The organism is Lentzea alba (assembly GCF_011067745.1).
Classification (GTDB): domain Bacteria; phylum Actinomycetota; class Actinomycetes; order Mycobacteriales; family Pseudonocardiaceae; genus Lentzea; species Lentzea alba.
The window spans coordinates 174233-187040 of the sequence record NZ_JAAMPJ010000003.1; the positions used below are offsets into that span (position 1 = coordinate 174233).

Annotated in this window: 8 protein-coding genes; 5 read left to right on the forward strand and 3 right to left on the reverse strand. The window is 70.0% G+C overall.

Annotated features, from left to right (window positions below; genetic code table 11):
- Positions 1–22: 22 nt before the first annotated feature.
- From G7043_RS13245 to G7043_RS13265, 5 genes are all read left to right on the forward strand, one after another.
- Entirely contained in the window at positions 23–997 is a 975-nt protein-coding gene (locus G7043_RS13245; RefSeq protein WP_313887840.1) for an ROK family transcriptional regulator, read from the forward strand.
- 121 nt (positions 998–1118) lie between these two features.
- On the forward strand, positions 1119–1919 hold the full coding sequence (locus tag G7043_RS13250) for a helix-turn-helix domain-containing protein (RefSeq protein ID WP_313887841.1): 801 nt from the start codon (positions 1119–1121) through the stop codon (positions 1917–1919).
- On the forward strand, positions 1916–2314 hold the full coding sequence (locus tag G7043_RS13255) for a VOC family protein (RefSeq protein WP_166045913.1): 399 nt from the start codon (positions 1916–1918) through the stop codon (positions 2312–2314). The genes G7043_RS13250 and G7043_RS13255 overlap by 4 nt, the downstream gene beginning before the upstream one ends.
- Positions 2315–2377: 63 nt before the next feature.
- Positions 2378–5782 carry a S8 family serine peptidase gene (locus G7043_RS13260; RefSeq protein ID WP_166045914.1) on the forward strand — a complete coding sequence of 1135 codons (3405 nt, stop codon included), beginning with the start codon at positions 2378–2380 and terminating at the stop codon, positions 5780–5782.
- 144 nt (positions 5783–5926) lie between these two features.
- Positions 5927–6670, forward strand: a complete 744-nt coding sequence (locus G7043_RS13265; RefSeq protein ID WP_166045915.1) for a methyltransferase domain-containing protein — start codon at positions 5927–5929, stop codon at positions 6668–6670.
- 3 nt (positions 6671–6673) lie between these two features.
- Here G7043_RS13265 and G7043_RS13270 read toward each other — a convergent pair whose 3' ends face one another.
- The 3 genes from G7043_RS13270 to G7043_RS13280 all read right to left on the reverse strand — a co-directional run bounded on the left by G7043_RS13270 (position 6674) and on the right by G7043_RS13280 (position 12634).
- Positions 6674–7198 (reverse strand): hypothetical protein, encoded by a 525-nt coding sequence (locus G7043_RS13270; protein ID WP_166045916.1) that lies wholly within the window; start codon positions 7196–7198, stop codon positions 6674–6676.
- A 71-nt stretch (positions 7199–7269) separates the two neighbouring features.
- Positions 7270–11550: a hypothetical protein gene (locus G7043_RS13275; protein ID WP_166045917.1), complete on the reverse strand. Its 4281-nt coding sequence runs from the start codon at positions 11548–11550 to the stop codon at positions 7270–7272.
- A gap of 4 nt (positions 11551–11554) precedes the next feature.
- On the reverse strand, positions 11555–12634 hold the full coding sequence (locus tag G7043_RS13280; protein WP_166045918.1) for a hypothetical protein: 1080 nt from the start codon (positions 12632–12634) through the stop codon (positions 11555–11557).
- Positions 12635–12808: the final 174 nt, after the last annotated feature.

Genomic DNA, 12808 nt, shown 5'->3' on the forward strand with positions numbered 1-12808 from the left:
ACGCTGTTGCATAATTGCGACCGTGGACCTCACCTCGCTGCGTTCGCACAACGACCGGACGGTGCTCCGGCTGGTCCGGTCCGGGGCCCTGAGCAGGGCGTCCATCGCCGCGGAGGCCGGACTGACGCCGCAGGCGGTCTCGAAGATCGTGGCGCGGCTCATCTCGGCCGGGCTGCTGGAGGAGACCGGCGCGGTCCGCGACGGCGGCCGGGGCAAGCCCAGGATGTCGTTGCGGCTGGCCGCCGGCGGGGCCTGCGCGTACGGGGCGCACGTCGACCGCGACGAGCTGCGGGTGGTGAAGCTCGACCTGACCGGCGAGGTCGTGTCGTCCTCGGTGGTGCCGCTCGCGCCGATGTTCACGCCGTCCGACGTCCTGGACGTGCTGGCGCCGCTGATCTCGGTTGACGAGAAGGTGCTCGGCCTCGGCATCGGGATCGCGGGCCCGCTGGAGCACCGCGACGGCGTGGTGTCGCCGCACGGGCTGCCGGGCTGGTCCTCGGTGCCGCTGCGGGCGCTGGCGGAACAACGGCTCGGGCTGCCGGTCGTGGTGGACAAGGACACGAACGCGGCCGTGCTCGCCGAGGCGTGGCGAAGGCCGCTGCGGGACGCGGCGCTCGTGTTCGTCGGCACCGGCCTGGGCGTCGGGTTGCTGCTCGGGGGAGAGGTGCACCGGGGCGCGCGGTCGGGCGCGGGCGAGTTCGGGCACACCACCATCCAGCTCGACGGGCCGCTGTGCGTGTGCGGGCGGCGGGGCTGCGTCGAGGCGGTGCACGCGACCGCGACCGGGGCGGAGGCAGCGCGCGTGCTCGCAGCGGCGGTGACGAACCTGGTGCAGCTGCTGGACCTCGACCAGATCGTCCTGAGTGGACGGACGGTGCTGGAGTCGCCGGAGCTGTACCTGCGGGCGATGCCGGACGTGGACGTGAGCCTCACGTCGTACGGCGCCGACCTGGTGCCGGTGGGCGCGGGCCTGCTCATCCTGGGCGAACTGTTCTAGCGGCCGTGAGGTTGATGAGGGGAGCTTTCATAAACCTCCGGTTTATGAAAGCTCCCCTCATCAACCGCGCGGATCGGGCATATCGGGCATGGGGAAAGGGGCTGGCGTTAGCATCGGGAACGTGGACGTCGAGCACGTCGTCGGCCTGCCGCACCCGCGGCTGAGGCCGTTCGTGACGCGGTACTCCGGGTATCGGATGCGGACCGAGCCCGGTGTGCACCGCGGCCTGCCGTCGCGCTCGCTCACGCTCGTGGTGACGATGGACGGCACGGTCGACCTCCCCGACGGCCGGTTCGCCACGCTGTGCGGCGGCCTGCACGACGAGGCCGTGATCATCACCCACGACGGGTTCCAGCACGGCGTCCAGTGCGATCTCACGCCGTTGGGCATGCGGGCGTTCTTCGGCATGCCCGCCGGTGAGCTGTCCGGCACGACGGTCGGCCTGGACGCTCTGGACGCCCCGGCCGCCGAGTTGCGTGAACGGTTGCAGGACGCGACGACGTGGATCGACCGGTTCGCGCGGCTGGACGAGGTGCTCTCCCGGCTGGTCAGGCCGGTGACGCTGCAGGCCGAGGTGGCGTGGGCGTGGCAACGGATCGCGGCCGGCGCGCCGGTCGGGGAGATCGCCGCCGAGGTCGGGTGGAGCCGGCAGCACCTGAGTGCGCGGTTCGCGGCCGAGTACGGGTTGACGCCCAAGGTGATGGCCCGCGTGATGCGGTTCGAGCGGGCGAACCGGATGCTGCGCGGTGAGCGGCGGCCGACGTTCACCGAGGTGGCCGCTGCCTGCGGGTACACCGACCAGGCGCACTTCAACCGGGACTGGCGGGCGCTGTGCGGCGCGACGCCGGGCGAGTGGATCGCGGCCGAGCTTCCATTCGTACAAGGCAGCGAGGGTGGTCAGGGCGCACAGTTGCGGCCATGAGCACACCTGCACCTACCTGTTGGCCCACGCTGTCCTATCAGGACGCTCCCGCCGCGATCCGCTTCCTCGTGGAGGCGTTCGGGTTCAAGGAGCATCTCGTCGTGCCCGGTGAGGCCGACGGCGAGGTCGTGCACTGCGAGATGGTCTGGCCCGAGGGCGGCGGCGTGATGCTGGGGTCCACCGTGCGTTCGGTCGGCGAGGTCGAGGCCACCACGGCCGGCGCCGGATCCGTCTACGTGGTGACCGACCGGCCGGACGAGATCCACGCACAGGCGATGGCGCGCGGGGCGACGGAGATCCGCGGTCTGCGCGACGAGGACTACGGGTCGCGCGGCTTCACCGTCGCCGATCCGGAGGGCAACCGCTGGAGCTTCGGCACCTACCGCGGAGCGTGAAGCAACCTTCGCGCGCTGATTTGAGTCTTCTGGGTGGAGAGGTTCACACCTAGGGGAGGACAGGTGCGCATAGCGCGCTGTTTGGTGGCCACCGTGGTCGTCACCGGGCTCATCAGCCCGGTGGTGACGGCACACGCGGAGCCGAGAACCACCGCCGCACCGGCGAAGACCCAGACCATCACGCTGATCAGCGGCGACAAGGTCGTCGTGAACGAGCGCGGGGAACTCGCCGGGGTCGAGGGACGACCCGGCATGCGGTTCGCTCAGTACGTGCAGGACGGCGACCAGTACGTGGTGCCGGCGGACGCCGTCGACGCGGTGGGGCAGGATCGCGTCGACAAGCGCTTCTTCAACGTCACGGCACTGCACACGTTCGGCTACACCGACGACAAGATCGACCGGATCCCGGTGCTGGACAACGGCTTCCGCGCCGTCGCAGCGGTACCGAAGAAGGAAGCCGGGCAGCGCTGGAAAAGCCGCGCGAACGCCCGCGCTGCCGGGAAGCTGTGGTTGAACGGCAAGGCGAAGATCTCCCTGGACCAGAGCGTGCCGATGGTGGGGGCGCCCGCCGCGTGGCAGTCCGGGTTCGACGGCACCGGGGTCACGGTCGCGGTGCTCGACACCGGTTACGACCAGAACCACCCGGAACTCGCCGGCGTGGTGGCGGTGTCGAAGGACTTCACCCTGGCCGGCATCCAGGACAACATCGGCCACGGCACGCACGTCGCCGCGACGATCGCGGGACGCAGCGACAAGTACTCCGGCGTGGCGAAGGGCGCGAAGCTCGCGGTCGGCCGGGTCTGCGAGGCCAACTGGTGCGAGGAAAGCGCGATCCTGGCCGGGATGGACTGGGCCGCGCGCGAGGTCAGGGCCAAGGTCGTCAACATGAGCCTCGGCACGCAGATGGCCTCGGACGGCACGGACCCGTTGTCGGTCAAGGCGAACGAGCTCACGGCCGAGACCGGCGCGCTGTTCGTGGCGGCGGCGGGCAACTCGGGTGATCGCATCAAGGTCAACGGACCGGCGGCCGCCGACGCGGCGCTGGCGGTCGCGAACCTGACCAAGTCCGGCACGGTGAACGAGTGGTCGTCGCGCGGGCCTCGGCACAAGGACTACGCGGTCAAGCCGGACATCGCGGCGCCGGGCACGGACATCGTGGCCGCACGGGCCGCGGGCACGCTGTGGGAGTACTACGTCGACGACCTGCACGCGCGGCTGACCGGCACGTCGATGGCCGCACCGCACGTCGCCGGCGCCGCGGCGATCCTGGCGCAGCGCAACCCGTCCTGGACCGCGGCCGAGCTCAAGTCGCACCTGATGGCGACGGTGAAGCCCGTCGCCGACACGTCTGCGAACGTCGGCACCGGTCTGCTGGACGTGGGGCGCGCGGTGTCGCAGCAGGTGCGCGCGGACGTGGGCAGCCTGTCGTTCGGGATGCTGGAATGGCCGCACACCAAGACGTTCACGAAGACGATCACCTACTCCAACTCGGGCTCGGCGCCTGTTTCCCTTGCCCTGCAACACGACCTCGGCGCTGACTTCACGGTGCCGGCCGCGGTGACGGTTCCCGCCGGTGGCACGGCGGCGGTCGACGTGGTGCTGGATCCGCGCAAGGGCAACGGCACGTTCTTCGGGCACGTCAAGGCTTCCGGCGACGGCGTCTCGCTGACCACCGCGGTCGGCGCGTACGTGCAGGAGGAACGCCACACGCTGACGGTGTCGATGATCGGCCGAGACGGCAAGCCGGTCCCCGACGAGTTCCTCGTGCTGGTCGACATGGCGACGAAGGAAGCGTCGATCCTGGACATCACCGATGGTGCCGGCTCGGCGCGCATCGGGGTGGGCGACTACGCGGTGCTCGGCCGGATCGACGAGAAGACGCCGAACTACGCCTGGTTCACCCCGGTGTCGGCCACCGAGGTGGCCGGCCGCGTGTCCCTGACCGCGGACACGACGGTGACGCTGGACGCCAGGCAGGGCAAGCAGATCAGCGTCCAGCTGCCCGACGACAAGTCCGAGGTGTGGTACCGCCACGCCGACCTGCGCGTGCCGTGGAAACCGGGCAAGATCAGCGGCGTCGCCAGCGTCATCGACGGCCGGGTGCCGTTGTACGGCCTGTCGTTCGGCCCGGCGTTGCCGGAGCTGACCTACGACCAGAGTCTCAAGGGCGGGCAGCCGCTGATCTCGGTCGTGGGCGGGTTCCCGGTGCTCTACTGGGAAAGCAGCACGTTCCTGAAGCCGGGCGACCACGCGTTCGACGTGGCCGAACGCGGCACCGACGTGCGCGGCAAGCTGGCGCTGGTGCGCACGTCCGGTTCGGAGAGCCCACTCGACGTCGCCCGGGAGATGCAGCAGGCGGGCGCGGTCGCCGTGTTGTGGGCGGGCCCGGTGCCGTTCCCGGCCGGTGAGCGGTCGGTGATCCCGGTGATCGCGGTGGCGGAACACCACGTGGCGGTCACGCCGTCGCGGCTGACGTTGCGCGCCATCGCGGGCTCGCCGGTGTCCTACACCCTGTACGTGCAGGACGAGGGCGCGCTGCCGGCCGGAACGCGGCAGATCCGCCACTCCGAGCTCGCCGAGGTCAAGGCGCGATACCACACGTCGGGTGCGGACGGCTATGTCGGCCAGCGGAACTACCCGGTGGTGAACGGTGTGCCCAAGCTGAGCATCGGCGCCCTCGACGAGGACTTCACGGGGCCGGTGCAGCGCACCGAGTACTACTCGGCGGGCAACGGCGTCGGCTGGTTCCACGAGGGCTTCGAAGGCGCGACGTCCTGGGCGGACCTCAAGACGGTCACCTACGCACCGGGCAAGAAGTACGAGCGGTCCAACCATCGCGCGGTCGCCTCACCCCGGTTCGGCAAGCCAGCGGAGGTGGACTGGTCGCTGGGTGGAGGTGTCGTGAGGACCGGTGAGCAGATCAGCGTGCGGATCTCCCCGTTCGGCGGCTCCACGTGGGTGGAGAACTGGCGGAACAGCGGCTTCGGCTCGGTGGAACTGCGGCACAACGACGAGGTGGTGGGCTACTCCGACTACCGGCAGGGCTCGCTACCCGCCACCGCGAAGGACGGTCGCTACAAGCTGGCGCTGAGCGCGGCTCGGGACACGCCGGAGCTGTCGAAGAACGTGTGGACGACGTGGGAGTTCTCCGGTGCCGCCGACGGCCGGTTGCCGTTGCTGGAGGTCGACTACACACTCCCGCTCGATCTGCGCAACAGCTGGAAGGCCGGTGCGCCGATGCCGGTGAAGTTCACCGCGTCGCGTCAGTCCGGAGCCGGCAAGGCCACCATTCGTGAACTTCGCGCCTACGCGTCGTTCGACGACGGGGTCAACTGGGTGCCGGTGAAGTCCATCGTTCCCCCTGGTGGGGCGCCTGGGGGGTTCGTGTCGCTACGCGTGGTGGCTGAGGACACCGACGGCAACACGGTCGACCAAACGGTCCTGCGCGCCTACCGCCTTCGGGCGTAACCGCGCGGCCGTTCGGTCGTTGTAACCCCCTGCGGCACCTGCCCTGTTGCGCGCGAGACGAAGAAGGACGCGGCGTCTCGCGACCGGGGCAGGTGCCGCCATTTTCGGTGGCTCCTGCCAGGGGTCTGTGGTGACATGTGGTTCATGGGGAGCTTCGAAGAGCTGGTGGCCGAGGGGGCCGCGGTACCGCTGGAGGGCTGGGACTTCTCCTGGTTCGAGGGCCGCGCCACCGAGGAACGCCCGCCGTGGGGTTACGCGGCGCAGATCGCGGCCAGGCTGGCGGTCGTGGAGTCCGCGCTGGACCTGCAGACCGGCGGGGGAGAGGTCACCGCGTCCGCGCCCGTGCTGCCGCCGTTGATGGCCGCCACCGAGTCGTGGCCGCCGAACGCCGCGGTGGCTGCGCGGAACCTGCCGGGCGCGTTCGTGGTGCAGGCGCCGGACGAGGGGCCGCTGCCGTTCCACGATTCGCTGTTCGACCTGGTGATCAGCCGGCATCCGGTGGTGACGCCGTGGGCCGAGGTCGCGCGGGTGCTCAAGCCCGGTGGCACGTACTTCTCGCAGCAGATCGGCGCCGGGACGAACCGGGCGCTCACCGATTTCATGATGGGTCCGCAACCGGTCGGCGACGAGCGCAGCACCGCACGCGCTCGTGCGGAGGCTGAGGCGGCCGGGCTGGAAGTGCTGCAGCTGGAACCGGTGGCGTTGCGGGTGGCGTTCTTCGACGTCGGCGCGGTGGTGCACTTCCTGCGCAAGGTGTTGTGGACGGTGCCCGGGTTCACCGTGGAGGGGTATCGGGACCGGCTGCTGGCCATGCACGAGCACATCCAGGAGCACGGCGAGTTCGTGTGCACCTCGACGCGGTTCCTGGTCGAGGCGCGCAAACCCTGACGCTCAAGCCTGGCGGCGCCGGGCGGCGACGATCTCCTTGTACCGCTCGGCGTCTTCGTCGGTGATCGGCATCAGCCATCCGCCCTTGCGGGCGTCCTGCACGTCCTCGCGGACGTGGCTCCTGACCCACCCGGAGTCGATCGTGTACGTGTTCTCCAGGTGGTACCCCTGGGGACTCGTCCACGTCCGGATGATCCGCCACGCGTCGTCCAAAGAGGACTTGTCGTCGTCCAGCCAGGCGAAGTGGTCGTACTTCCCGTCCACCGGGTCGTAGCTCACGCCCCGGCCCTCCTGAACGTCGACGAAAGCCGACGCGGTGACCGGCGAGATCACGTGCGCCTCGGTGCCTCGTCCGCCTGACTCGGCCTCGGCCAGTTCGGTGGTGGGAGTCCAGCCGGACTCGTTCACGTAGACCTCGTCGTGGGTCTTCCCGGTCTCGTCCACCCAGCGCCGGCAGACCTGCGTCGGGCCGATTCCCACCACGTTTCCCCGCGAGGAGATGGCGTAGTACCGGTATTCGGGATCCACCTGAACCTCGTTCCACACGAATCGGCGACGCGCCCCGGCAGCCGCCGGGGCGCGTCCATTGTCGACCTGGGTCAGTTGTCGGGCACTTCCCTGATCAAGATCGCACCCACCGGCCGTGGCACGTCACCCCAGATCTGCTGCTTCTGCCGTTCGAGCTCCTTCGCCTCTTCCTCGAGACGCTGCAGCACCCGGTTCTTCTCATCCCTGGACAGGTTCGGATCGTTCTCGATCGCCGTCCGCGCGGCTCGGTTCGACCGGCGATCCCGGTAGTTCGGGTCTTCCGCCTTCTTGGCGTTGATGGCGTCCGGGGTGTGGAACTGGACCTCGAACAACAGTCCTTCCGGACCCTTGAACGTGACGTTGATCCCGGAGTAGGCGTCGACGCCGTTCGCGGTCGCGTTCTTCCTCCAGCCGTTCTTGAGCTTCACCAGTTCGTACTTCTTCCCCAGATCATCGAGGGCCTTCAGCACCTGGGTGGTGTAGTTGCCGCTCTGATAAGTGATCGTGTACCGCACCGAGTCGTTCATGGCGTCCTGGATCTCGGAGATCGGCCGGTGCCCAGGATTGTTCGGATCTTTGGACTGCAACTCCTCGAAGAGCTTGCGCTTGTAGGAGTCCTCGGCCTTGGTCGTGTTCGCCGGGTCGCCGTAGCGTTCGCCGCCCGTGCGGGTCGCCGTTCCCTCGATGTCCTTGGTGATGGCAGGCGCGAGCCGTTCGGCTTTCTTGATCTGCTCGTTGGCCCAGGCGTTCTCCGCCGGGCTGAGCTTGATGTGCAGATCGCCCTCGGTCCGTTCGTACGAGCCGTCGGGCTTGTTGGGGTCCGGCGTGCCGCAGCCTGCCGCTACCGCTGCACGAGCCGAGACACCCACGACGCACTGCGCCGGCGGGTCGACCTTCAGCTTGGCGTCGTCGAGCTTCGCCACGCCGTTCTCGATCCGCAGCGTGCCGCCCTCGAGCCGGACGATCGCCCCGTCGACGAGGTTCGGCGTGCCCTCCGGCCGGAGCGTGAACGACTCCATCCGGTACAGCTGGCCGTCCACGACCGCGACGCCGCCGTCGAACTTGGCGTCGCCGTTCTCGAACTTCGCCCTGAGGTTGAGGATCTCGCCCAGTCCGTTGGGCAGCTTGTCCTTGACCGAGTCGTGCAGCCGGACCGCGAGGCTCTCCAGTTCGGCGAGGCTGCGCGAGAGCTTGCCCGAACCGCCGTCGACCTTGCGGGTCAGCGTGCGCAGCGACTTCCAGGCCGCACCGCCGACACCGCCGGCCTCGAAGGTGAGGATGGCCGCCGTGATGTCGAACAGCGTGCCGCCGAGCGCCTTGCCGGGGTTGGTCTCCCACTCGTCGAGGTTGATCCACGTGTACGGGTTCTTGAGCGAGTAGACGGCGGCGTCCGCCATCTGCTTGCACCTCGACCAGTTGCCGGCCATGCTCTCGCCGAGGCACCCGCCGAGCTCCCAGGCCGCGACGAACGGGCTGATCGCGGCCTCGCCGAAGCCCTTCACCGCTTCCCAGGCGAACTCGCGGATCTTCTTCGACTTCTCTTCGTACTGCTTGCAGGCCTGCTCGTCGCCGCCGGCGCACTTCACGAGGTCCTCGACGTAGTTGCCTGCCGCGTTGAGACCCTGGCCGACCTTTTCCGCGACCTTTTGCTTGAACTGGTGGCACATCAGCAGCGAGCTGGCGACGTTGCAGCTGATGACGCCGGCGAAGATCTCCAGCGTCTTGCGGTTGAGCTCCTGGCGCTTGCGTTCGGCCTCCGCCGCGGCGATGCGCTTGGCCTCTTCGTAGCGGTCGCGGATGTCCGTGACCTGGTTCAGGCGCTCGGTGATCGCGTCCCTGAACGTGTCGAAGTTCTGCGCGATGCCGTGTGCCACCGAACGGATGCTCTCCGCCGCCGCGGCCGCCTGCCCCGCGGTCGCCGCCGCGCTGGAAGCGGCGTTCGCGGCCTGACCGGCCAGCGTCGCGTCCGAACGGGCCGAGCTCGCCCACCGTGCCGCCGTCGCCGCCGAACCCGAGGCGGCACCGGCGTGCTGTGCCGCCGTGTTCGCCGCGTCGTTGGCCTTGACCGCGTCGTCCGCGGCCCGGTTCGCCGCCTCGACCGCGGTGGCCGCGGCCTCGAAGGCCGGTTTGATGTCGCCGACGGCCTGGTCGGCCGCCTTGCGGGCCCGGATCGCGGCCTCGGCGGCCTCCGCCGCCTTCTCCCGCGCGGCCCGCGACTGCTCCTCGCTGATCAGCAGCGCGTCCGCCACGGCCTGCAGCGCCCGGCGGGCGTCGGCGTTGATCCCGGCGAACGGCTTGAGGATGGCCTCGGCCGCCCGCACCGGGTCGATCACCAGCTCGGCGGACGCGGCCGCCGCTGCCGACGCCCGGTCCGCGACCACGGACTGGTAGACGGCCTGGTTGGCCTCCCGCACGGCGTCTTCGGCCTCGGACTGCACCAGCTCGGCCGCGTCCTTCGAAGCGATCGCCGCGTTGGTGGTCTCGAGCGCGATGCGGTTCGTCTCGTCGGCCGCCCGGCGTGCCGTCACGGCCTCCTGACCCGCCCGGTTCGCCGCCGCCTGCGCCGCGTTGGCCGCGTTCGTGGCCGCCTGCGCCTCGGCCCGCGCGGTCGCCGCCGCGGCCCTGGCCCTGCCCGCTGCCGCCGACGACTCGTCGGCCGCGCTCTTGGCGGCGTTGGTCTCGCGCTCGATCGCCCGGTACTCGTCCCAGGCCTCGCCGCCGAGCTCCTCCGCCTTCTTGCGGGCCTTCTCCAGCTGCCCCGCGAACGTGTTGTACCGCTCGACGCGCTTGCCGTAGATCACCTCCATGACGCGCACCTGCTTGCCGAGGTTCTCGGCTTTGGTGACCGTCTCGTCCATGGCCGCCTTGTGCGTGACCGCGTTGTTGTACGCGGCGACGGCGTCCTTGGACTTGGAGATCGCGACCGACGAGGCGCCCTGGGCGTTCACCCGCGCGCTGCGGGCGTTCGCGGCGTGCTGCTTGGCCTGTGAAGCCTTCTGCGCGGCCAGGTTCTTCTGCTGTTCGGCACGGTTGCGCGCGGCGACCGCGATGTCGTGCTGCACCCGTGCCGCGGCGGCCAGGTCGACGGCCCGCTGCGACTGGCGCTGGGCCTCCTCCAGGTACTTGCGCGCGTTGTTCGCGTGCTCCTGTGCGTTGCGGTCGGCGTCGAGCGCGCGGCTGTCGGCGAGGGTCGCCTCGACGGCGTGCTGTGACGTCTCGGCGGCCAGCGCCATCGCCTCGACGCCCTCGGCGATGCCGATGGTGACCTTGGCCCAGTCCAGCCCGTTGGTCGAACCGGCCTGGACCAGCCGGACCGCCGCGTTCTGCGCGGCTGCCTGGATGCCCTTGGCGTCCAACGCGATGCGGGCCCCGCGGGCGGCGTACTCGGCCGCCTCGGCCCGCAGCGCGTCGATCTCCTGGTCGCGGCCCTTGCGGCCGTTGGCCCGGCCGGGCTTGTCCTCCTGGAAGATCCTGTCGGCCTTGTGCGCGGCCTTCACCGCCATCTGCATGGCGAAAACGCCGTCGTCCATGGCTTTGACGGCGTTGATGTTGGCGCGCATGATCTCGGCGCGGGCGTTCGCGGTGGCCTCGCTGCGCCGGGCCAGCTGGTCCAGGTCGGTCAGCGCCTTGTTGCGGTCCTCCAGGGCCTTCTCGATGACCTTCTGGAAGTCGTGGTCGCGCTTGTTCGCCTCGTGGTAGCCGACGAGGTAGAACTCGCGGATCTTCGCGTAGTCGCCGAGGAGGAGGACCGCGTCACCCTCGACCTTCACCTGCGGACCGCCGTGCGCCACCATGTCGCGGACGCGGCCGATGATCCGTTCCTGCTCGGCCTTGTCGTCCTCGGCCTGCTGCTTGTCCTGCTTCAGCGCGATCTCGTAGCCGTAGGCGACGAAGTCCGCGATCGCCTGGTCGCCCGCGTTCAACGCGGCCTGCGCCCCCGCGCGCACGTTCGGGCCGCCGGTGCGGGACCACTCCTCGACCTTCTTGCGGTTCTCCGCGCGTTCGACGCGCTTGCGTTCGTCCGCGCGGGCCTGCGCCTCGGCCTGACCGTGGTCGAGGAACCAGATCAGCTTTTCCTTGGTGCCGACGGCAAGCGCGGCCGCGGCCGCGTCACGCACCTCGACGTCGGCCGCGTGGTCGCGGATGTCCTGGACGAGCTGGAGGTAGAACTGGTGTTCCTCGTCGGGCTCCGGGTCGTTGTTCGCGGAAGCCTGCTGGAGCACCGGTGCGGGTTGTGGTGGTGCGGCGACGGCGGGGGCGTTGCTCCCCAGCAACGCCAGCACGACCGTGACCGCTGTGGCCATGCCTGATCGGCGCCGCAACGAGGCGGCGCTGGACGGTGATCTGTTCATGTGGTTATCGAGCCCCCAGTTCGCGGTCGCGGGCTGCGTCCGCACTCTTCTTCGCCTTGGTGGCGAGGTCCTGCCAGAACGTGGCCTGGCTGAGCGCCCAGGCCGCTTCGTCCGCCCACGAGCCGGTGGACGTGGCGGCGCGGTCGAGGATCGCGGCCCAGTCCTGCTCGCTCTGCGCGGAGCGGGCGTGCTCGGCCACCTGCGCCCACGCCGCCGCCTGGGCGTCGGCCTTGGCCTTCTCGGCGTTCCAGTCCACAGAGGACTGGCCGGCCTCGCGGGCGGCCTCGTCCCACCTGGCGATCGCGTCGAGGCGCGCCTTGCGGGCCAGTTCGCCGCTGGACTCCCGTTCGGCCTTCTCGGCGGCCAGGGCGGCGTCGGTCAGCGCGCGGATCGCGCGGTGCCAGATCTCGTTCTGCTCCAGCGTCCTGCGGCGGAAACCCTCGTTGTCGAGGTCGGCGCCGATGCCCCAGTAGTACTTGAAGAACAAGCCCACCTGGGTGTCGTCACCCTCGATCGCGCGCTGGGCCGCCGCGCGCACCTGCACGCCGGGATCGTTGGCGGCCAGGTAGGCCACGTACGCGCGGTCTTCCCCGGCCAGTCGCGCCAGGTGTTCCTGGTGCTGGTTGTTGTTGGCCTCGTCCGCGGCCCTGGCACGCTCGTATCCACTTTGGACGTAGACGTCCTGCGCGTTCGCCGAGCCGGCCAGCGCCTGGTCCGAGGTGAACCGCACGGCGCTCCCGCTGGGCGAGTAGCGGTTGATCTCCTGGACGTACCGGCGGTTGTTCGTTTCCCGTTCGGTCGCCCTGGCTCTCGCCTTGGCGATGCCGGTCGCGAAGAACTCGTCGATCGCCGCGTCGCCGCGGTTGCTCAGCAGTGCCTGCAACGCCTCCGCGCGGAGTTCCGCCGACACGAACTCCGAGAACGCCGTTCGCCTGACCGTGTCGCGTCTCGCGGTGGCGAGATCGGCCTGAGCGGCGGTCGTGGCCGTGGTGTCGGCCAGCGCCGGTGTGACCGCTGCCGATGTCACCGTCCCGAACGCCATCGCGGCAACGAGAAGTGAGCGCAGCAAAGTATGACGCCCCATGTATTTCCCCCCAGAAACAGGCAAGGCGGTGGGCAGAGTTGCCCACGGGGTTTCTAGCACGGTCGCGGCCCGTCACCGCTCAATGTGACTCAGGTCACTTCGGTTGCGCGGTGTGTTGACGGCGTGCGAAAGTCCAGCCGGCATCCGGCAGGCTGGGGGGTCTGGCCATAAACC

Excerpts from the sequence above, each read along its gene's own strand:
- G7043_RS13280 (WP_166045918.1), bottom strand. The coding sequence starts at position 12,634 with ATGGGGCGTCATACTTTGCTGCGCTCACTTCTCGTTGCCGCGATGGCG.
- G7043_RS13275 (WP_166045917.1), bottom strand. The coding sequence starts at position 11,550 with ATGAACAGATCACCGTCCAGCGCCGCCTCGTTGCGGCGCCGATCAGGC.
- G7043_RS13265 (WP_166045915.1), top strand. The coding sequence starts at position 5,927 with ATGGGGAGCTTCGAAGAGCTGGTGGCCGAGGGGGCCGCGGTACCGCTG.
- G7043_RS13255 (WP_166045913.1), top strand. The coding sequence starts at position 1,916 with ATGAGCACACCTGCACCTACCTGTTGGCCCACGCTGTCCTATCAGGAC.